The sequence below is a fragment of the Lederbergia sp. B243.17 genome (assembly GCF_057657925.1).
In genome coordinates, this window is sequence record NZ_JBWBKF010000097.1 from 291,227 (window position 1) to 312,382 (window position 21,156).

General features: G+C 46.9%; 23 protein-coding genes. 6 read left to right on the forward strand and 17 right to left on the reverse strand.

Annotated elements, in window-relative coordinates; all coding sequences use genetic code 11:
* Window positions 1-340 precede the first annotated feature (340 nt).
* Together AC0TWI_RS21585 and AC0TWI_RS21590 are read left to right on the forward strand one after the other, a co-directional pair.
* Complete coding sequence (locus AC0TWI_RS21585) at window positions 341-2,437, forward strand: methyl-accepting chemotaxis protein (protein ID WP_488128401.1); 2,097 nt, start codon at window positions 341-343, stop codon at window positions 2,435-2,437.
* 527 nt (window positions 2,438-2,964) lie between these two features.
* The gene (locus AC0TWI_RS21590; protein ID WP_488128402.1) at window positions 2,965-3,153 is read left to right on the forward strand and encodes a hypothetical protein; all 189 of its coding nucleotides are present in this window, start codon (window positions 2,965-2,967) and stop codon (window positions 3,151-3,153) included.
* Between the two features lie 468 nt (window positions 3,154-3,621).
* Here AC0TWI_RS21590 and AC0TWI_RS21595 read toward each other — a convergent pair whose 3' ends face one another.
* From AC0TWI_RS21595 to AC0TWI_RS21605, 3 genes are all read right to left on the reverse strand, one after another.
* Window positions 3,622-3,939: a thioredoxin family protein gene (locus AC0TWI_RS21595; RefSeq protein WP_488128403.1), complete on the reverse strand. Its 318-nt coding sequence runs from the start codon at window positions 3,937-3,939 to the stop codon at window positions 3,622-3,624.
* Between the two features lies 1 nt (window position 3,940).
* A complete protein-coding gene (locus AC0TWI_RS21600) occupies window positions 3,941-4,960 on the reverse strand; it encodes a PTS sugar transporter subunit IIC (protein ID WP_488128404.1) in 1,020 nt (339 codons plus the stop codon).
* Window positions 4,961-5,133: 173 nt separating this feature from the next.
* Complete coding sequence (locus tag AC0TWI_RS21605; protein ID WP_488128405.1) at window positions 5,134-5,643, reverse strand: hypothetical protein; 510 nt, start codon at window positions 5,641-5,643, stop codon at window positions 5,134-5,136.
* Window positions 5,644-5,780: 137 nt separating this feature from the next.
* Here AC0TWI_RS21605 and AC0TWI_RS21610 point away from each other — a divergent pair, with 137 nt between their 5' ends.
* Window positions 5,781-6,221 (forward strand): YtoQ family protein, encoded by a 441-nt coding sequence (locus AC0TWI_RS21610; RefSeq protein WP_488128406.1) that lies wholly within the window; start codon window positions 5,781-5,783, stop codon window positions 6,219-6,221.
* 361 nt (window positions 6,222-6,582) lie between these two features.
* Here AC0TWI_RS21610 and AC0TWI_RS21615 read toward each other — a convergent pair whose 3' ends face one another.
* Complete coding sequence (locus AC0TWI_RS21615; RefSeq protein WP_488128407.1) at window positions 6,583-7,104, reverse strand: DUF84 family protein; 522 nt, start codon at window positions 7,102-7,104, stop codon at window positions 6,583-6,585.
* A gap of 60 nt (window positions 7,105-7,164) precedes the next feature.
* Entirely contained in the window at window positions 7,165-8,235 is a 1,071-nt protein-coding gene (locus AC0TWI_RS21620; RefSeq protein ID WP_488128408.1) for a M42 family metallopeptidase, read from the reverse strand.
* A gap of 182 nt (window positions 8,236-8,417) precedes the next feature.
* Between AC0TWI_RS21620 and AC0TWI_RS21625 the strand changes: the two genes are divergently transcribed.
* Window positions 8,418-8,729 (forward strand): hypothetical protein, encoded by a 312-nt coding sequence (locus AC0TWI_RS21625; protein ID WP_488128409.1) that lies wholly within the window; start codon window positions 8,418-8,420, stop codon window positions 8,727-8,729.
* 50 nt (window positions 8,730-8,779) lie between these two features.
* Here AC0TWI_RS21625 and AC0TWI_RS21630 read toward each other — a convergent pair whose 3' ends face one another.
* From AC0TWI_RS21630 to trmB, 5 genes are all read right to left on the reverse strand, one after another.
* Entirely contained in the window at window positions 8,780-9,625 is an 846-nt protein-coding gene (locus AC0TWI_RS21630; RefSeq protein ID WP_488128410.1) for a YtnP family quorum-quenching lactonase, read from the reverse strand.
* A 55-nt stretch (window positions 9,626-9,680) separates the two neighbouring features.
* Window positions 9,681-10,367 carry an ABC transporter ATP-binding protein gene (locus AC0TWI_RS21635; protein ID WP_488128411.1) on the reverse strand — a complete coding sequence of 229 codons (687 nt, stop codon included), beginning with the start codon at window positions 10,365-10,367 and terminating at the stop codon, window positions 9,681-9,683.
* Window positions 10,368-10,369: 2 nt separating this feature from the next.
* Entirely contained in the window at window positions 10,370-11,437 is a 1,068-nt protein-coding gene (locus AC0TWI_RS21640) for an ABC transporter permease (RefSeq protein WP_488128412.1), read from the reverse strand.
* 322 nt (window positions 11,438-11,759) lie between these two features.
* Window positions 11,760-12,302 carry a hypothetical protein gene (locus AC0TWI_RS21645; RefSeq protein WP_488128413.1) on the reverse strand — a complete coding sequence of 181 codons (543 nt, stop codon included), beginning with the start codon at window positions 12,300-12,302 and terminating at the stop codon, window positions 11,760-11,762.
* A 137-nt stretch (window positions 12,303-12,439) separates the two neighbouring features.
* Window positions 12,440-13,090, reverse strand: a complete 651-nt coding sequence (gene trmB, locus AC0TWI_RS21650) for a tRNA (guanosine(46)-N7)-methyltransferase TrmB (RefSeq protein WP_488128414.1) — start codon at window positions 13,088-13,090, stop codon at window positions 12,440-12,442.
* Between the two features lie 82 nt (window positions 13,091-13,172).
* Between trmB and AC0TWI_RS21655 the strand changes: the two genes are divergently transcribed.
* Complete coding sequence (locus AC0TWI_RS21655; RefSeq protein ID WP_488128415.1) at window positions 13,173-13,445, forward strand: YtzH-like family protein; 273 nt, start codon at window positions 13,173-13,175, stop codon at window positions 13,443-13,445.
* A 42-nt stretch (window positions 13,446-13,487) separates the two neighbouring features.
* Here AC0TWI_RS21655 and AC0TWI_RS21660 read toward each other — a convergent pair whose 3' ends face one another.
* From AC0TWI_RS21660 to AC0TWI_RS21690, 7 genes are all read right to left on the reverse strand, one after another.
* Window positions 13,488-14,261 (reverse strand): phosphotransferase, encoded by a 774-nt coding sequence (locus AC0TWI_RS21660; RefSeq protein WP_488128416.1) that lies wholly within the window; start codon window positions 14,259-14,261, stop codon window positions 13,488-13,490.
* A 198-nt stretch (window positions 14,262-14,459) separates the two neighbouring features.
* Window positions 14,460-15,422, reverse strand: a complete 963-nt coding sequence (locus tag AC0TWI_RS21665; protein WP_488128417.1) for a nuclease-related domain-containing protein — start codon at window positions 15,420-15,422, stop codon at window positions 14,460-14,462.
* Window positions 15,423-15,581: 159 nt separating this feature from the next.
* Window positions 15,582-16,148, reverse strand: coding sequence for an RNA 2',3'-cyclic phosphodiesterase (thpR, locus tag AC0TWI_RS21670; protein WP_488128418.1), 567 nt, complete (start codon window positions 16,146-16,148; stop codon window positions 15,582-15,584).
* A gap of 81 nt (window positions 16,149-16,229) precedes the next feature.
* Window positions 16,230-17,072 (reverse strand): D-amino-acid transaminase, encoded by an 843-nt coding sequence (dat, locus tag AC0TWI_RS21675; RefSeq protein ID WP_488128419.1) that lies wholly within the window; start codon window positions 17,070-17,072, stop codon window positions 16,230-16,232.
* A 61-nt stretch (window positions 17,073-17,133) separates the two neighbouring features.
* Window positions 17,134-18,549: a dipeptidase PepV gene (gene pepV / locus AC0TWI_RS21680; protein ID WP_488128420.1), complete on the reverse strand. Its 1,416-nt coding sequence runs from the start codon at window positions 18,547-18,549 to the stop codon at window positions 17,134-17,136.
* 58 nt (window positions 18,550-18,607) lie between these two features.
* Complete coding sequence (locus tag AC0TWI_RS21685) at window positions 18,608-19,780, reverse strand: ABC transporter permease (RefSeq protein ID WP_488128421.1); 1,173 nt, start codon at window positions 19,778-19,780, stop codon at window positions 18,608-18,610.
* Window positions 19,773-20,480, reverse strand: coding sequence for an ABC transporter ATP-binding protein (locus tag AC0TWI_RS21690; protein ID WP_488128422.1), 708 nt, complete (start codon window positions 20,478-20,480; stop codon window positions 19,773-19,775). The genes AC0TWI_RS21685 and AC0TWI_RS21690 overlap by 8 nt, the downstream gene beginning before the upstream one ends.
* A gap of 303 nt (window positions 20,481-20,783) precedes the next feature.
* Between AC0TWI_RS21690 and AC0TWI_RS21695 the strand changes: the two genes are divergently transcribed.
* The gene (locus AC0TWI_RS21695; RefSeq protein WP_488128423.1) at window positions 20,784-21,005 is read left to right on the forward strand and encodes a DeoR family transcriptional regulator; all 222 of its coding nucleotides are present in this window, start codon (window positions 20,784-20,786) and stop codon (window positions 21,003-21,005) included.
* Window positions 21,006-21,156: the final 151 nt, after the last annotated feature.

The following is a 21,156-nucleotide window of genomic DNA, read 5'->3' on the forward strand; positions in this document are numbered from 1 at the left end:
GTCATTAAAACACATCTCCCTTCGTGTCAGAAACTTGCTTATCACTAACCTATCTAAAAATTATCTCATTTTTTAAAAAATATCAATAGCTGGCAGCGAAAAGTTTGAAAACAATTTACACCCGAGGATAGAATGCCTTAAGAAATAAACGAATGAATAGCGTTCAGGTTTAAAGCAATTAGTTTCCTTTTCATATGAATTTATTTAAGTCATTTAGGCGATTAGGTCTAATTAACCAAAAAATTTATTAAATTGGCAGTTTTAGCTATAAAGTCCTGTCTAACCCTGTCGATATATAACAAAGGATAAGAATACATATTTTCAGAAAGAGGGAGCAAAAATGAAGAGCAAGGGAATCGCCAGAAAGCTATCCATGCTGATCATCGGTGTTTTTCTACTACTGTTTGCGATTTATACAGCCGTCACAAATATCATTTCTTACCAGACGACGATTGATGATGCCGAAAACGCAGCGAATGAGCATGCAAGCTTGTATGCATCAGAAGTGAAAAAGAATTTTGAGAGAACAAAAGAAACACTGGAAACAACAAAAGGTATTTTTGAAACAATGTACAATGAAGGGACTATGACACCGGATCTACTGCTTTCCATGGTTCAGACCAATCTTGTCACCAATCCGGAAATCATGGGAATGGCAGTCGTCTTGGAGAAACAAACCCTGCCACTTGGTTCGTTCAGCAACAAGAAACTGATTGATTCCGGCGGGCGCTTCATTCCGTATTTATACAAGGACGGCAAGAACGTCGTCATCGAAGGATTAACCGGCCTTTCAGGCCAGAACGTCAAATGGTATTCAATCCCGAAACATGAGCTCCGACCCGTATTAACCGAACCGTACGATTATATGGTCGGCGGGAAAAAGGTCCTCATGACAACGGTTTCCGTCCCGCTCATGTCAAAAGATAATCAATTTATTGGTGTCATGACCGCCGACTTTTCGATCGACTTTCTTAATCAGGTCGTAAAAGAAATCAAGCCTGAGGGCGGATATGCCGGATTCATAACAGACGCCGGGGTTGTGGTCGCCAACAGCATCAATGAGAAAATGATCGGCACGAATATGAAGGATGCCATCGATTGGAAATCGATGAAAAAAGAGCTGGACCAAAATAAAGTTGCCACCATGTATGTTGATTCCAAACAGCTCAAAAAGAACGCGTACAATTCGTTTGCCCCTGTTTCCCTTGACGGCATTAAAGAAACATGGTCACTGCAGACGGTTGTGCCGAAATCAGTCATTCTGAAAACTTTCACACAGCTGCTTTGGATCTCGATTATTTCAGCCATCGTGATTATTATCTTAATGGCGGGGGTCACCCTATTATTCATCCATAGACAATTAAAGCCGCTGACGGCTGTGAAAAACTCCATGGAAAAAGCGGCAGCAGGTGATTTGACCGTGCTTGTCCCAGCTGAAAACATCCGCCCGGATGAAATCGGAGTGGTCTCACTCGCTTATAACAATATGGTTGAAAAAATAAACGAAGTTATTCAAACGATCAAGGGGTCGTCTGATCGTCTGAGCGAGTCCACAAACGACGTATATCGTACGTTTGAGGAAGTGTCTGCTGCAAGCGAAGAGGTCGCTTCTGCGGTTGATGAAATCGCCCAGGGAGCCTCACAGCAATCCGAAGATACGGAAAATACGAATGATCAGATGGTCGATCTCTCAACTCAATTCGACGCCCTTTCCGGAATATCTGAAAAAATGATCACTCTTTCCTCTTCTGCCCGCCAATCGACAGAGCAAGGAATGGAAAAAGTAAAAGAGCTTCGAAGCCATACAAATGAAACAAACCGGATGAATGAGGATGTCCAGAAGCAGATCGAAATGCTTTCTGCAAAAATCGAAGAGATCAATGCTGTCACATCTTCTATCCAAGGCATTACCGCCCAGACCAACTTGCTTGCATTGAACGCGAGCATCGAAGCGGCACGTGCAGGGGAACATGGTAAGGGATTCGCTGTCGTAGCGGAGGAAGTGAGAAAGCTTGCGGAACAATCCAAGCACGAGACAGATGTGATCCAGATGACCGTACAGGAAATTCTGCAAACATCTAAACAGACCGTTGCAGTTATCGCCAAAAACATGGAATACCGCGATGCGAATAACGAAGCGGTCGAACAGACGGAGTCCGCATTCTCTCATCAAGCGGCTCTAGCCAGCCAACTCATCTCCCATGTAGAAGAACTTGCCGACAAGGTCAGCGAAATGGTCCATACCAAGGATGAGGCAGTCCTTTCCATCCAAAACATCTCGGCCATTTCCGAACAAACCGCCGCTTCTGCTGAGCAGGTTAGCGCGTCTGCAGCCGAACAGCAAAAAGATATGCAACACGTCGCCTCAAGCACTGAAAGGATGAACGAAATAGCAAAAGAACTAAAAGCCCTCGTCGACCAATTCATTGTGGGGTAAAAGGAAAGCGGAGGCGCCTTGCCAACTGCGACAAGCACAAGACTAGCAAGAAAGAAGGCGCTTTTTGCCTTCATTCTTGCTTGGCTTGTGACCTTGAGCAGCTAGCCCCCGCAGCTGGACAAGCGAAAAGCGGAGGATGCCGTTTAGCGACGTACAGATTGGAAGGATTCTGACGAGATAAAGGAAACACGGCGACGTAGGATCCGATGTTGACTTATCGTAGGAAGAATCCTGAAATCTGCTAGTCGCTGGCATCCGGAGCTGGACAATCGAAAAGCGGAGGCGCCTTGCCCAGCTGCGACAAGCATAAGACGGAAACGGAAAAAGGCGCTCTTCAGCCTTTAACCGGAATAGAACAGGGTGTGAAACATATGGTTTCACACCCTGTTCTATTTCTTTAGCGTCTTGGTTACGTCGATCCAATATGCTTGGGTTGATTGACAAAACTGGCCTTTCAGGCAAAGTTCGCACCTAACGCCGCGAAAAAAAGAAAGATGGCCGCATTAATCAGGGAGAGGAAGAATCCTATGACCGGCAATAACATTTTCTCGTTCTTTGAGAGCAATGCGACAATCGACAAAACGAAGGAGAAAATCGTCCCCAAAATGATAAAGATTATCATAAATCCTGTCGCAGCCTCATTTGTCGCAATCGCAATCGGATCAAGCAAAAACCAAGCTAACGTAACCAGCACACTGAGAATGAAAACAACATAACCCTTCCACGATACAATTTTAGAGTCTATTGACGCCGCCTCCCTTGTTCTTACGTTATCTACTATATTATACAAAACAGTAATATAATGTTAAGGCGAAGAATATTATCTCGTACGATATTTAGGAAAATCATCCATGGGCAAAAATTTCTCATATGTCTGCAGTTATCCTTGCGATTCAAGACGTGATTTCCATCGAACGTTTAGTAGCGGGAATTAGGAAAGTGATTATGGAATGTATTATCACGGGAGATCAGAGTCTTTTTCAATAAGACAATTGGATTAGTAAAGCGCTTTTCGAGGAGCATCATCCCCCCTCCTGATTTTACTAATTTTAAAAGAAGCCATTGAATGCATTCGGACAAAACTATAAAAGCAATAGAAAAAGAGCTTGAAAAACTCAAGCTCTTTTCTAGTGGATCCTTACGATTATTTAGTAATCATTTTTCCTAGATGCAGCATTTTCCTTTTAAAGAGAAACCGAATCTAAAAATGCCTCAATATCTTCTTTCGTTTTGCGGTCCTTGCTGACAAAACGGCCAACCTCTTCTCCTTTGTTGAAGATGAGGAAGCTTGGAATGCCATAAATATCAAGGACACCACAAAGGTCGATAAAATCATCTCTGTCGACATAGACAAAGGTAAACTCAGGATAATCCGCTTCTATTGCCGGCAAAAACGGCTCAATGAAGCGGCAATCCGGACACCAGTCGGCAGAAAATAAAAACACTGTCCGTTCCTCATTTTTATAAAACTCATACTGCTCCATCGTCCGCATTTTTTCCATACTACTTCCCTCCTGTGTTGATCAGCATCTGGCCTGGTTTAATCCAGCCTCTTTTTCGCATATATTCTGATATGGATAAGCTTATCACAGCTGGCCCGATAAAATGGAGCACAACGACTTGCAATATCGTTTTGGTTGTTAAGCCCATCGTCATAAAGGTCATGATTTGGCCGACGAAACCGCTTGTGCCCATGCCCGCTCCCGCAGCATTGCTCGTCATTGGCCAGACGGTCGTCCCGAAAGGAGCGAGAAGGATGCCGGCAACCGTCGGCGGGATCAGGATCAATGGATATCGGATGATGTTCGGCACTTGGAGCATCGATGTGCCGATACCCTGGGCGAGCAGGCCGCCCATCCTATTTTCTCTAAAGCTTGATACTGCAAACCCGATCATCTGGGCGCTGCAGCCAATCGTTGCCGCACCGGCCGCCAGTCCCTTCAGATCAAGCATGAAGGCAATAGCCGCGCTTGAAATCGGTGCGGTAAGCGCAAGCCCCATCAATGTGGCCACAAGGATGCCCATTATGATTGGCTTCTGCTCCGTTCCCCATACAATCCAGCTGCCAATCATCATCATTCCTTTGCCGATAAAGGGCCCAACAAACTTTCCGGCAGCAAATCCTGTCAATATCGTGACAAACGGGGTGACAATGATGTCCACCTTCGTCTCCTTGCTGACAAGCTTGCCGATTTCTGTTGACAGCAGCGCGGCAACATAGCTCCCGGCTGGCCCGCCGCCAAGCGCTGCGCCAGCTCCGCCCGTCACCACCGCAGCGAAAATGACCAGCGGCGGCGCCCCCAAGCCGAACGCAATTGCTGCCCCGATTGCAGGGCCCATCAAATCCATTGCTAGTTGCCCCATCTCAACAAAAAATGGCAGATGCAACTGCTCCCCGATTGTTCTCATGATTAATCCAATAATTAAAGAAGAAAAAAGGCCGAGCGCCATATAGCTTAATGCATCTATCAGATATGCCTTTGCCGTAGGCCGGACACCCTTCCGTTCAAAAAATGCTTTCATCATCCATCCCCCACTTTGTTCAATTCATAACAAGTGTAAAGACATATGTATGTTTTGTCTAGTGAAATTTTCAATTTGTCGGACAACCAAATGCAAAGAATCATTTGCGATCAAGTTCCTTGATTCACGGCAAAAAAACTCCGGCGGTAGTTCGCCGGAGTGTCCTTTTGTCTTTATTTGTTTTTAATAACAGCGGATCGGACAATTTCCATCAGGAGCTTGCTGTCGGCGGCCAGGTTCTTGGCTGTTGTCTCAGTCGTGCCTTTTACGCCGCCGATGCCGGCAGTGATTTCATATTTGCCGCCTTCCGCTTCGCTGACGACATAGTAGCCGAAACGGTCTTCCGCTTTATATGTTTTATCCAGAACGATCTCCTCCTCATTGTTTTTCAGCACCTTGTACAATGCTGCGCTGGAGGATTCTTCATTCGGGTTGTAGAAAAGTAGATACGTATGCTTTTCTTTATTCAATACGATATTATTCGGCTTTTTCTCTTTGATTGCCAAGTCTTTCGGCAGGTGGAACTCTATCGATTCCGCTTTTTCATTTGGAGCTGCGGGCTTCTTTTCGAATGCTTTTTTTGCCGCGGCTTCTGCCTTACCTGCTTCCTTGTCGATGGATCCGCATGCGGCCAGCATGAGAACGGCAATCAATACGAAAATGCCTGTCCATGTCTTCTTCATTGCTTTTCCTCCTCAACCAGGGGTCCTGTCTATCATACTATCAATAAAAAGGGAATGGCAACCCCCTCGGGAACGGCAGGAAGGAAAATAGCTATGTGAGATGCTACAATAGAGGCATTACATAAGGAGGGATTCATGTGAAGCTTACAGTTTATTTAGCAGGTGAAATCCATAGCGACTGGCGTGAAGAAATCAAGGAAAAAGCAAAGGCGCTTCAACTTCCAATTGACTTTGTCGGCCCGATGGAGGACCATGATCGTTCCGATAACATCGGCGAAGAGATTCTCGGAAAACAGCCCAATCCTATTTTCAAAGATGAAGCCGCTTCCAGTTTTAACAACCTGAGGACGCAAGTTCTGATGCAGAAGTCTGATCTTGTCATTGCACTGTTTGGAGAAAAATACCGTCAGTGGAATACGGCAATGGATGCGAGCGCTGCTTTGGCCTATGGCAAACCGTTGATTTTAATCCGGCCGCAGGATCTACATCACCCGCTAAAGGAATTGTCCCAAAAGGCGAATACTACCGTGGAGACGGTCAACCAGGCGATGAAAGCGCTCGCTTATATTTTTGAATAAGCTTTTCGACAGTCAAGACCGGAGGGAAGCCAGGCTTCCCTCCGGTCTTCTGAGGTTCTAAACACCCTTTTCTCTGCCAAACACAAAGGACTACTCCATATTTGTTTGGATTGTCTACGCAGAGAGACAAAACATATCCACAGCCGTTACAATACTCTGCTGAAACCGGTGAAGATTTTCCTCTCATCTTTTCTGGAAACATTTGCACCTGGCCGAAAGAAGAGTCAAGCACTCCTTTTTTCACATTTCCCCCATTGCACTTTGGACAAATCAGCTTCTCCAACTCTGCACCTTCCTGCTATGTCTTTTTTACCGGTTACTTCAAAAGCCTCCAAATGGTTCAAATGCAAGCAACAGAACGTTATTGTTCCCCTTCTCTCCAGGCTCGCTGGCCGAGGAGCAGCATCAGGATATGGGTAAACATTTCTGAACGGTTGACGAGTCCATCCGTAAAAATCCCGATCGCGCCTTCCTCGGAGCGAACATTTTCTTTCTGGCTGTATGCTTGCATGACCGGTCCGAGTTCTTCACCTTCTCTTAGCTTTACGGCGATCTCTTCCGGCAGTCTGATTCTTGCTCCTCCCGCTGCGATGATCGGTTTTCCTTTTTGGGCAAGCGCGCCCCAGTTGATCAGGAACAGACCGTCAGGAGTTTCGGCAACCCCGCCTTCCAGCCCGATGGCAAAATCTGCTTCCCCATGTTCCAAAGAATATTCCGCCCTGTTTTTTGCTCCCTGCCTCGTTTCTTCATCTGAAAATGGCATACTGGAAACGGAAGATGGGGCATCGACCGGGATGATCTCACCCAAAATCCCCGCCCTCTCCAACCCGCGGGCAACCGCTTCGATTTTCGCCTTGTTTTTTGATCCGACAGCAATTTTCATTGGAAAGACTCCTTTTTTTCAGACAAAAGAGGCGAGTTGGAACGTCGCCTCTTGGTACTGTCATTTTTTCAAAATCTCGTCGACTGTAGAGCGGTCAGCCGCTTTGACCAGCTTCACAATCAGTTCCTTTGCCGCTGCATAGTCATCGACATGGACAACGGAAGCAGCCGTATGGATGTAACGCGAACAAATTCCGATTACGCCGCTCGGTACACCATCATTGGCCGTATGGACGCGGCCGGCATCGGTTCCCCCTTGGGAGATGAAATATTGGTAAGGAATATCATGAGTCTCCGCCGTATCGAGGATAAATTCGCGCATCCCTTTATGCGTAACCATCGTCCGATCAAAAATACGGAGCAAAGCCCCTTTTCCAAGCTGGCCAAACTGGTTTTTGTCGCCGGACATGTCATTTGCTGGGCTAGCATCAAGCGCGAAGAAAAGATCAGGCTTGATCATATTCGCCGCTGCAGCTGCCCCGCGGAGACCAACTTCTTCCTGTACCGTCGCTCCAGAATAGAGGATATTTGGTGTTGCCTCCCCTTGCAGTTCCTTCAGCAATTCAATCGATAATCCGCAGCCATAGCGGTTGTCCCAAGCTTTGGCCATGATTTTCTTCGGGTTGGCCATCGGTGTGAATGGGCAAACAGGAACAATCTGCTGACCAGGGCGGATTCCGATCTTCTCAGCGTCTTCCCGGTCATCCGCTCCGATGTCGATCATCATGTTTTTTACTTCCATTGGCTTGTTGCGCTGCGCATCGGTCAATAAATGCGGCGGAATAGAACCGATTACACCAGGAACTTTCCCGCTGTCTGTGATAATTTCCACTCTTTGTGCGAGCAGGACCTGGCTCCACCAGCCTCCGAGTGTCTGGAAGCGGATCATACCATTGTCGGTAACCTGTGTCACCATGAAGCCGACTTCATCCATGTGTCCCGCAACCATGATAGTTGGCCCAGACTCGTTCCCTCTTTTAATCCCGAAAATACCGCCGAGACGATCCTGCACAACTTCATCGGCATATTTCTCGAGCTGCCCGCGCATGAATTTGCGGACGGCATGTTCATTTCCCGGAGTACCCGGCAATTCCGTAAGTGTTTTAAATAAATCCATTGTTTCCTGGTTCATGTAAATGCCCCCTCTTCATTGGCCCGAAAATTTTCCCGGGACCGTCCAAGCTGCTTGAAAATCCAGTATCTATTTTACAGAACTTTCTTGAAGCATGCCATCAAACTGTCTCTGCTCTCCCTTAACAAAAAACACCAACATCTGTATACTTGAAATAGGCAATAACCTTTGGGGGTGTCAGCATGAACTGGAATAGCTTTATCGGCGGGATGGCCGCAGGTCTGATCGGTGGTTATATCATCAGCGAGGCTGCCGCAAAAAAAGTCCCATTATCAGGTGAACGCGTTTTATTTGAGGTAAAGAGTGCTTTTAAAAAAGAGGGGAAAATCGACGGGTCTTGGATGAGTATGCGACCCGAGGATTATCAGAAGTATGCCATTAAAACGAAGGTGTACAGGGGAGGAATATCCCGAAAAAAGGATGGGGAAAGACAGCAATTTGAGTTTATTGCAGATGCCTATACCGGTACAGTCATTGATGTTTACCCACTCTAAATCATGGACAGGCCCCGGAGCTTAAATCGCTCCGGGGCCTGTTCCTTGCTTTATTTCTCCCGCTTCACCGAATCTGTGATATTTCCGTCTTCATCCCACTTTATCGCCCGGTACAATCCATCATGATAGAAAATGAACCAATCGCCCGCCTTGATGGTTGAAGGGATCCACTCCTGTTTTGCCCGGATCGAATCCATCGGGTAATCGTCATAAGCCAGCACCCACAATACATTCTGGTGCGCATGGGTCGGCATCAGGTCTGCCATATGGACGAGCCGCTCACCACCGCTTTCGATGATGATGATGCTGTGACCATCACTGTGGCCGCCGGTATGGATCATCTTGATGATGCCATCCAACTCAAGGCTGCCTGTAAATGGTTTGACCTGTTCCTCGATCGCCTCCCAGTTCTCCTTCCAGTATGTATTTCTAGAACGGATATTCGGATTTCTCATTTCATTCCATTCGACATCAGAAGTATAGATGACCGCATTCGGGAAAACCGATTCATGCCCGCCTTTTCCATCCGGCTTTGTCAGCCCGCATGCATGGTCGAAATGGAGATGGGTCATAAGGATGACATCGATATCTTCCGGTGCCAGACCTAGCTCCTGCAGGGATTCTTCCACCTTCGACTCCTCAGTTACTCCATAATTCCGCTTCTGCTTATCTGTCAGCTTGCCGTTTCCGATTCCCGACTCGATCAGATAATGCTTCCCATTCAGCCTGAAGTAAATAGGATCGGTCCGGAGCTCAATCGTATTTTTCTCGGTGACAGGGTACTTTTTGGACCATAGCGGTCTCGGCACAACGCCGAACATCGCTCCACCGTCCATGAAAGTATCTCCGCCGTTCAGCCATGTCAATGTCAGATCTCCAAGTTTCAATGTTTCCAAGTCGCATCCACCCCATTCTCTTTTTTTACCATTATAGCACGAGAATATAAACCGTTTACATAGAGGTTGCCGGCTCTTGAAGCCGCAGTACGCCATCTGTCATCTTGTATACTTTATCGCAATATTCAACAAGGCGCTGATCATGGGTAACGACAATCGTTGTCGTCCTGTTCCGCTTTGTCTCCCGTTTCAAAATGTCCATCACTTCAAAAGCCCGCTCAGAATCCAGGGACGCAGTCGGCTCATCAGCGAGAATGACCGACGGCTTGCTGTAAAGTGCTTTGGCGATGGCAACCCTCTGCCTTTCCCCGCCTGACAGATCGGCAGGATACTTCCCTCTGAGACTGCCGATCTCCAAATCGTCGTAAAGCTTGTTCAGTTCATCCTTTGTCATATTCCCCTCCTTCACTTTATCGAGGAGCCGCATCTGTTTATCGACGGTAAGAAAGGGAACAAGGTTTGACGCCTGCAGAATAAACCCGATTTCCTGTAAACGAACGGCTGACCGTTGCTTCTCTGCGGTCTCCGTAATGTTTTGCCCGTTGATGATGACTTCTCCGTCTGTTGGGCTTTGCAACCCTCCAGCAATCGTCAAAAAGGTGCTTTTACCCGAGCCGGACGGTCCGATGACAGCAATCATTTCTCCGGCCTCCGCTTGGAAATCGGTCTTTTTCAACGCATCGACCTTCGTATGCCCTGAACCGAAAGACTTGCTCACATCGTTCAATTCCAAAATAGCCATCGTTACCCTCCTATCGCTTTCAATGGATCAATTTTCACAATCGTCATGACAGAGAAGACTGCACCTAAGATTGCCACGACAATGAAAATAATTCCGTAGACCGTCATGGACAAAAGATCGAATGATACCGGCACTGCGTTCGGCAGAAACACACCGGACAAGAGGGCAAGCCCGAAGCCGAGAAGAACGCCGACGGTCGCCAAGATGAACGTCTGGGCAATAACAGAGCGGGCGAGATATCCGTTTGAAATCCCTTGTGCCTTCAAAACACCGAACATACTAATCTTCTGAACTGTCAATACGTAGAGGAAGATGGCAATTATTACAGCTGAGATGACAAGCAGAAAGTAAATCATGAATGTCAATGTCAGATTCTGCTCCGAGTAGCCCGGGAGATTGCGTATGAACGTTTCCATTTCAATCGCTTCAAGTTCACTGCCCGGAGCGACTTTGCCCATGTCGCCCGCCTTGAACACAATCCCGTTGATCTTATCCTCATTCTGATCGGCAGCCGGACCAAATTTGATCTTTTGGAATGTCTTCATATCCCCGTATAAAACCGGTGCCGCGTTGAATCGAGCCTTATCCGTAAAGCCGGTAATGGTCAGCACCTCATCTGTTGAGGAAAGATGCAGTTCATCCCCGACTGCAAAACCATCATCTTTAAGGGCATCGCTCGCAATCACTTCATTATCCTTCGAAAACGGCTCACCCTCTGTGACATTCGGCATCAAAAATTCATCTGGATCAATGCCGAAAAACGCTACTCCTTTCTTTTCATCCCCGTTGCTGGCAATCGCGTTCACCTGTCCGATTGCTGCGGTTTCATCTGCTCCGCTGATATCAGCCTCATCCAAGGACAAGATGGACTGCGGCATGCTTTTATCCGCTTCTTCCGTCAAAACGATGCCGGCAGCATCCCACTTATCAGCCGCTTCCCTGTTCATGTTGGCAAGACCGCTGGCAAGTCCTGAAAGAAAGAAAACCAAATAAGAGATTAACAGAAGCACCCCTGTAATCAAAATGAAGCGCAATTTATTCTTGCTGATTTCATTCCACGCCAGAAACAATTTCCCACCTCCGATTGTTGTTTCATTTACTTTACCATTCGGTATCAATTTTCCCCAACAATAAAGTGCCGCTATTTATCGGTATTTAAGCAAAAACATTAGGATCGACAAAAGATTGGCATGAAGCATTTTTACCCAAAACGTGTAGCATAGAGCTATCGGTTGAATGCCCGAGGAAAAATGAACTGGAAACGTGAAGGTAATAAAGAGCGCAGCCGACAGTTTCATTTTCGGATCTTATACATTACAACATTGAAAAACGCTTGGAACTGAACTGCGTCCCAAACGTTTCATCAATTTTTTAAAACCGTCTCAATATTTGTTATTGCATCGGGATTGCTTCCCGCCTCAACTTCTCCACAAGCTGTCTTTCCATATATCCGACATATTTGTTCCGATCCATGACCATGTCCTTTCCATCCTTAAAGAAAAACTGATATCGCTCTTTTCCGTCCTCTGTGTTTTTCTGAAGGATAACCTTATCTAGATCCTCCCACGAATAGGCATGCTGTCCAGGTTCATTCCAATAGCCAAACTCAATCCCTTCATCTGAGAATGCTTTGTACGAGCGGGCCGATAGGTAGATAACACCTGCACTTGCCGCAACCAAGACCAGGCTGAGTAATATTGGAATCGTCCGGATATCCATAATATAGAGAAGAAAAAATGCCGAAGCCAGCAGGAAGAAACCGATCATGCAGAGCACAAAATTGTCGCGACTCGTAAAGACATGCCACGTCTCCGGTGTTTTATGTGCAGCATTCACCGCAGCCTGAGGAATAATGACCATCGCTAACAGCGAACTTAGCACGAGGCAAATGCCAAGAGCAAGGAAAATATGCCTCGTCTCATATCTTTTTTCCATTCGTATCCCCCTCTGCCACTTTCCGGGCGAATTTAGGTACTCCCTTATTAACGTCCTCACTCTAAAAAGGTTTCATTATTTTCAAAATATTTATCAATAAAAGCAAGCCGTCCCATAAACAGGAACGGCTTAACAGTTTATTCGCTTTTTTTCGCAAACCGGGCTTCACACCGATAAATCGGGTGGCCCATTGCTGAGAATTTCTCTTCATATTCAGTCATGATGTTGTCCGGCATTTCGCTTTTATGCAAATCCAGACTGACGTCGATCAATTTCATTCCGTATTGTGAAAAACTGCAGAGCGAGTACTCGAACAAGCCGCGGTTATCCGTCTTAAAGTGGATTTCCCCTTCTTTTTTCAGTACGTCCTCATAAATCTCCAAGAATGATTTATACGTAAGACGGCGCTTTTCATGGCGATTTTTTGGCCAAGGATCAGAGAAATTCAGATAGACCCTGTCGACTTCCCCGTCTTCAAAAAAACTGCGAAGGTCCTCGCCGTTTGTATTAATCAGCTTCACATTCGGCACCTCGGCTTCGATCAGCCTGTCAAGCGCTGTTACAATAACACTCGGCTGCAATTCAATACCGATATAATTCGTATCCGTATTAGCCTTTGCCATTTCAGTGATAAATCGGCCTTTCCCGGTGCCGACCTCAATATGAAGCGGCGCTTTCTTTTCAAACACTTCCTGCCATTGCCCCCGGTGTTTTTCAGGCTCGGATATGACATATTGCGGATATTCCTCAAGCTTTTCCTGAGCCCACGGTTTATGGCGAACACGCATGCAAATACAACTCCATTTCTATGAATAAACGTTAGACATCTCCATACAATACAAATAAGTTTTTAGCGAAAGGATGATCCCCATGTCTCTAAGCCACCATGATCAGCTCGGATTGATGCAGGACATACTTACGAACCATCTTGAGGATTGCTGCGGTACCGTATCCGAATGCGAGCAACTGCAACGATTGGTAAAATCCCTGCTGGCCAATGAAAAAGTTCCCGAACATCTGAATTCCGTATTCGAAAACATTTACTCCTATTCGCAAAACGGCAAAAACTCATCCGACCTGGACAGCCATATCGAATCCCATCAGGAGATTCTGTCCGATTGGGTCGACCAGATCAGGATGTAAGTTAAACAGCTAGGCTCTTCGCCTAGCTGCTGATTTTTATATTCATTGCAGCGTCTTGAGGAAATCCTGCAGACGCTCCATCTCCTGCAATCGGTCCTTCTCATAGTGCCACTGAATAGCGAGCAGAGTCTGGGCGATAACATGCCAGTTCATCCGCAGCTCAAGCTCTGGGGTCAGCTTTGCCCCATATTTATGCAGCCAGCCCTCCCAGTTCTCTCTTGGAACATATGTATGCAGCAGCATCCCATAGTCCAATGCGGGATCTGCGATCATGGCGCTGTCCCAATCGATGAGGTATAGCTCTTCTTTATCGGTGAGCAGCCAGTTGTTATGATTCACATCTCCATGGCAAACGGCAAACTCACCCGACTCAATCTCCTGCATATGCTCTTTCAGTTTGTCGATGGAATTTCCGATCAACTTTTGTGAAAGCAGCCGTTCATCCAGTTTTCGTCCTGCCCTCTCCAGAATTCTCTTCGGAGTAAACGGCTTTTTCCCAAGGCGCTCCAGCATGGAGAGCAATGGCTTGGACGTATGGATTTTATGCAAAAGTCTTGCTGTCTGTTCTTGCCCCATTTCCTCCGGCTCCAGTTCACGCCCATCAAGGCATTGCTGGGCCGTGATCACATCGCCATTCTCAAGGCGCCTCGTCCAAACCAATTTGGGGACAATGCCTTCAGCCGAAAGAACGGCCAGAAAAGGCGAAGAATTGCGTTTTAAAAACAGCTTTTTCTCTTGGTGGCTTGCAAAAAACGCCTCTCCAGTTGCCCCGCCTGCCGGAACAATTTCCCAGCCTTGGCCCAATAATTCTCTCACGGTCATCCACCTTCAATTTATGTCGACGGAGGCTCGCTCCGTTCATCATCTTCATGCAAAAAATAAAAAAGACCGCTACTGTGATAATAGACTGCAATAGCCATCTTCCCTAAATTTTATCGCTAATCGACAGTACACGTCAAGCCGCTTTTGAGAATTTCTACCCAGTTCAACCGCCGGCAACCATTCATCCCGCCGCTATGACTGGGATGGGCCGCTGTCCCACTCAAGCCGAGCGAAACTCGTCGTCTGGCAGTATTCAAGCAAAGCGCTAGCTGCCCGGATCTGAGCGGATTTCAGCGGTGCCGTATTGCCCCTTTGCCGCTGGAACCAATCCGGGAAAGAACGCTTGTCTAAAATTTGCACATCTCCAGGGCCACCCGGATAGTCAATAAAGCCATTGCGGCAAACGATCGCTTTATGAACAGGGAAGTCAATCTCATAAAGTTGAAGAAGTTGCTTTACCACTTTCTCCATCCTATTTACTGAAAGAAGCGGATTCAATACTTTTTTCTCTCTGTCTCTCGCTCTTTGCAGCCAAAACCTGCCTCCGTCCCCCAAATAAACGACCCCTTCTTTCTCATCAAGAAAAGTGAGACACCAAATCCCGAGTGGTGATAGCAGCAGTACGTCCAATTCAATCGGTGCCCTCTTGAGCAAAAAGATCGGCCGATAAAGAAGAAGAAAGGAATCCGGCAAGCTTTGCAGCAAATATTTCATCCGTTCATCATGATAAAAGTGGCGGTCGACAATCGACTTTTCTGTCAGCGTCGAGCTTGCCCATTTGAGTTGAAAACGATAGAGCTGGTCTAGAAAGTATTGTTTGAGCTCCTCTTCCGTCATCGTATAAACAGGATACTGGAAGTTCAAGTTCTCCTCATCTTCCCCAGCTTTGAAAATAGCCGGCTCTTCCTCGGCTTCCAGCTCATCAGCCTGTCCCCTTTTAAACATACCTTTCAGCTTGTTCATGATGCGATTGCCTGAAGGCTCTGCTCCAAATTCATCGTCATCAAAATCTTCCATTGCCGGGGGGCCAGCAAGCCGCTGGGCATTCAAGCGTTCCCACTGCTGCTTTTTCAAGCGGACAAATTGAGAAGGATACCTCGAAAGGTCTGTTTCATATCTGGAGACATAATCCTGAAGTTTGATCAGTTGTGCCATCCGGCCGGCCTCCTTTCCAGAAAGTAAGAGAAGGCGCCAGAGGCTTCTGGCGCCCTGTCAAAATAATAAATTTATCAGTTACAAGCGATTCGGGCTCGCAGCCGTTCGCAAGAGCTCAGGAAAGTGGAACCTTCCATTCTACTTCAGCTTGCACCTTGTTCAATCGCCTTTTAAATAAAATCTTTCGATCTTTTCATACTTTGGTGTTTGGTCGAGGCGAGTCCGGTAGAGAACAGCCTCCGCGGCATTGAAAGGCTTTAGCGGGAGGGACGGGGCTGTTGCTTGTTCGAGCTCCTCTAAGATGAAAGAGCCTTCCCCCGCCCATTTTCTCCCCAATGTAATATGTGGAGAATAGGGACGCTTTTCCACTTCAAAACCGGCTTGGCTACACGCTTTTGCTGTCATGCGTTGCAGCTCCATCAGCTCTTCTGAACGATTTAACCCCGCCCACAGAATCCGCGGTTCTTTCTTGTTGCCGAATATGCCGATACGGTCCGCCTGCAAGCGGAAAGGAGCAAGCTCTGTGACGGACGTACGGACGCCTTCAACGGCATCCTCCAGAATTTTCTCTTCTACCCCGCCGAGGAAAACAAGGGTTACGTGATAGTCCAGCGGATGGACCAGCCTTTTGAAAGGGTGTTTCGATTGGATTTTTTCTGTCAGCCGATTGAGCTCCTCTTTCACCTCTCCCGGTAGGGCCAAAGCAAAAAAGTAATGTGCGTTCATCGAAAAAACCTCCTGATTATAGGATATAGTGATCGCAGCTCCCGGCTTCTCCTCTGCTGTCTTTTCCCATTTTTCTTGCTGTTAAAGCGCCTGAATTTCGGCAAGCAGCAAGGACTGGAGCCGCCTTGTCAATGGACCCGGCACACCGTTGCCCACAGGCTCCCCGTCCAGCTTGATGATTGGCATAACTTCCGAAGTAGTCGATGAAACAAAGATTTCATCCGCGCCTTTCAGCTCTTCAACCGTGAATTCTCTTTCGATAAATGGAATGTGGTTTGTTGCGCAAAGTTTGCCGATTACCTGGCGTGTGATCCCATTCAAAATCAGATTGGTTGCCGGATGGGTGACGATCTCGCCGTCTTTTACAATAAACGCATTGGACGAAGAGCCTTCCGTGACGGTTCCGCTCCTGTGCAGAATCGCCTCATAGCTGCCTTTCTCCTTTGCCTCCTGCTTTGCCAGCAGGTTCGGCAATAGATTAAGACTTTTAATATCACACCGGAGCCAGCGGATGTCATCGGCTGTGATGGCTTCCACGCCTTGTTCTAAATTCTGAAGCGGGCGCGGGACTGACCGGGTATATGCCGTTAAGACAGGAGTCACGGATGTATCCGGAAAAAGGTGATTCCGTTCACATGCCCCTCTTGTAAACTGTAAATAGACCGAGCCGTCGACAACTTGGTTTTCGTCGATCAATTGATTCAGCAATTGTCCTAGCTTTTCCTTCGCAAAAGGGATGGTCAATCTGATTTTCTCAGCACTGGCATACAACCTGTCAAGATGCTCTTCTCCTGTGAAAAGCTTTCCGCCGTAGATACGAATCACTTCATATACACCATCGCCAAACTGATAACCGCGGTCCTCCATGTCAATTACCGCCGCACTGCGATCCATCAACTGATCATTCACCAATACTTTGTTCATCGTGATCCCCCTTATCCTATCCTATTTTCCCCATCCATCTGCCTTTAAGACGACCTCAAGCTCATTTGGCTAATTCATAGATGGCCTGCGCATATAACGCTGTCGCTTTCCAAAGATCCTCCAAGTCCATATATTCGTCCTTTTGGTGAGCGATATCAGGCCGGCCTGGGAATAATGCTCCGAACGCCACACCTGAAGCCAGGGACCTGGCGTATGTACCGCCGCCGATTGAAAGAAGTTCTGCCTCTTCTCCCGTCTGCTCTTCGTATACTTTTTTCAGCACTTTGATCAGCTCTGCATCCTCTGGAACGTGATGAGGCTTCGAGTCTGTAAAATTGGAGACGGCAAATCCCTGTCCGAGCGCCGTTTCCTTCAGTTTGGCCATACCCGCTTCCATGTCGAATGTGACAGGGTAGCGCATATTTAAGCCGAAGCTGCCCCCGTCCTGCTCGTTATATGCCATTTTTCCGACGTTGATCGTCAATTCACCGGTAATGTCATCCCGATATTGAACGCCAAGCGCCCTTCCTCTTGAATCTCCGAAGAAAAATTGGACGGCTGTTTCAGTGAACCGCTTTCCTCTCCCGTCCAGATTAAGCGTGGAGAGGAAGCTCGCCAGCAACAAGCCGGCATTTTTTCCTTTATCGGGCTCCATCCCATGAGCAGAGACACCTTTCAGTTCCATTACGAGGTAACCGCTTTCGACATAATATTGTCCATCCACACCCTGTGTCTTAATGAATTGATCATAATCCTGCATAAGCTCTGTATTGTCTTTTTTAACATCGAGCACCGCTTTCGCAAGATCCGGAACCATATTGTACCGACGCCCCGCTAAAAAAGAAAGAAGGCTTACATTCGCCGAGGTGTCCTCCGCATCTTCCTGTTTCTGCAAAAGATCGAAATCGGCGATGCCTTTTTCCGCATTGATGATGGGGAAGTCTGCATCCGGCGCAAAGCCCATATCCGGCATCTCCTCGACCTCAAAATAATGATCGACACAGCGCCAATCGCTTTCCTCATCCGTGCCGATAATCATTCGCACACGTTTCTCAAGCGGCAGGCTCAGTTCCTTTACAATTTTCATCGCATAATAAGCGGCCAAGGTCGGCCCCTTATCATCAATTGCACCCCTGGCATAAATCTTGTCATCTTTCACTTCACCGCCATATGGGTCAACTGACCATCCGTCCCCTTCAGGAACGACATCAACGTGGCAAAGGATACCAACGAGGCCTTCACCTTTCCCCATCTCCAGATGGCCCGCGACGTTCCCGGTGTTTTTCGCTGTGAATCCATCCTTTTCGCCAAGCTCCAACATATAATCGAGTGCTCGTTTTACTTCTTTTCCAAGCGGAGCATCCGGTGCTGCATTTTCCTCATCGAGCACACTTCTAATTCGCAAGAGTCCTTGCAAATCCTTCAGCAAATCCGTCTTTCTCTTTTCAACTTCCGCAGTCCAGTTTATATTGGCCATGTTCGCAACTCCTTTGACCTGTAATCTTGCTTGCCCTTATTGTACAACTTTCACTCCATTAGAAAAAGGGAAAGCGACTGCGGATCCCCGCCAATACAGCAAGAAATCCAACGGTGAGGACCAGAAAAACGATGAAACAAACGGACGTCACTGTTCTTTTCGCCTGGTAAGCCCCCACTTCTGCAGCATATGGCCTGGAGAAGCCCGGAGTCTCAATTATTTGATGCCATACATTTCCGATCCAATAAAAGAAGAAAGAGCTGCCGCACAATCCAATTGCAATCTTGATCCATAGTGGCGGCAGCACAGTGATTGCTGCAGCTGTCACGCTTGCAATTTGCAAAATGCGCAAAAGCTGGACATGGCTCCGCAGCATCGCTTTCAGAAACAATTCCAAAAAACCGTTTTTCGGTGTGCGTTTCCGAAACAAGCGCTGGGATTTCGAAAAGACCATCGGCTGCTTGTGCTGTTTTCCTACTTTCTGAGGTTTCTCCAACTCCATTGAAAGACCGAAAATTATATCCAGATTTTTATTTTTCTCTAAATGATCGATTGCGATATCAGTCGCTAGGGTTTTTGTGGTCAAAAATCTTGGACCCGCGAGCCATAAAGACAGAAGGAAAAGCAATAGGGTGAGCGGCAGGGAGACCTCCGGCCGAAATAAAAAAGCATAGCCGGTATTCCACAATACAGCGGCCAAGAGAAAAAGCGGGATGCTTCTCAGCCACCTTCTCCAACCAACTATCTCCAGCTCCATCCTTCCTCTAATCGATTTGATCAGCACTTTCATTGCTGTCCAAAAGGAAAGGAATACCGCCAATTCAGCTAAAGTATAAGGATAGGATTGCGTCCATAAAGGCAGGAGAAGCAGCCCGGCGAACAGGCCGGAACCGATTTCCTTAAGGTAGGAAAAGAAGATGCCCCACCTTTTCAATCCAAGCAGCAATTCCTTGTTTTTCATAAGAAAGACTTGGTCGGCCTCTCTTGTATATGTATGTAAATGCCCTCCCCATAAAAGGAAAAAGAAAATAGTATATATGATGGGAAAAGATAGATACCCCATCCAGTGAGGAATCCCCTGCCACCACTCCCGATAGGTTATGATGAAGATTGCTGCTGCCGGAACCACAATGTATACAAGGATTGTCCAATCCATGATCGAGCGAACAAGTGACCATTGGTACTTTCCATTTTCCGATATTCTTGAAAGGAACAACTTCCTGCTACTCATCCTCTGTACCATCCATAGAGATACAGGAATAAAGGGAGCCGTCTTTTGCCCCGCATGCAGCAAGCACTTCCTCTAAGCTGCCGGCTGCCTTCATTGTTCCTTGCTCGATAATGACAAACCGGTCACAAATTCGCTTCGCCGTATCGAGTATATGTGTACACATAATGATGCCCGTGCCGCTCTCCCGTTCTTCCTCTAAAATCCGGATAAACAATTGGGTAGAACGCGGATCCAGGCCCATGAATGGCTCATCGATAATCAATATGTCGGGTCTTGTGAACAGTGCAAGGGCGATCATTCCTTTTTGCTGCATGCCTTTGGAAAAGGTGCCGGGAAATTCATGGAGACGCTCGGAAAGTGCAAAAAGATCAAGCAGCTTTTTAGCATACTCCAAGTTCTCCTCTTTCAGCCCTTCGACAGCCGTCACAAATTCAAAATGCTCCCAAAGCGTCAATTCTTGATAATAAACCGGCCGTTCGGGAATGAAAGAATAACGGATATTTTCTAGATTGCCGATCTCACCTGCAACAAAAGGCAACTGACCTAATATCGCCTTGATCGTCGTACTCTTTCCGGCGCCATTTGCTCCGATCATCCCTGTCAATTCACCCCGATTGACCTCAAAAGCTACGTTGGAGATTGTGATCTCGTCTTTTTCATAGCCGGCTTTATCAATTGAGATGGCCAATACTGTATCCATACGAACCTCTCCTCTCTTGCTGTTCCCTTTTTTACGGATGAATCGGATAAAAGTTCCTGTCCCACCAGAAATGTTTCTCACTATCTACTTCCAATATTCAAACAAATAAGTTAAAATAGAAGCGTCTGATGAAGAGAGTAATAAAGCCGCCGATACAAACGGACAGGTTTGGCTCTTTAAAATACGAGGTATAGAGAAAGGGAGTTGTCCGCTGAGAAAAATATGACTACGTATCCTCCTTTGAGGAAGGAAACCGCCGTCAAAACCCTACTGCCAAGGAATTAAAGATGAGGGAGTGGTTTTTTGAAACCTTCGACTAACAGAATGCTCATCCGAATTAAAGACATCTATCTTTATATTAAAGATAACGGCACCGTCACTACACGGGAGCTGGCAGATGAGTTCGGGAGCACACCTCGCACCATTCAAAGAGACTTGAATGTGTTGGAATACAATGACTTGATCAGCAGCCCGCATCGCGGGAAGTGGACAACAACAGATAAACGAGTAAAACTCACCTCCTAACTATCAAAAAAAGAGGCTGGGACATAACTAGTCTCTAACCAAGAGAAAGGTGAAATTGAGCGAGTCAATTTCACCTTTCTCTTTTTGTTATTTATAAATTTAGGATCCACTTGCTGTGTTGGCCGTAAACTTACGTAAGTTCACGGCCATT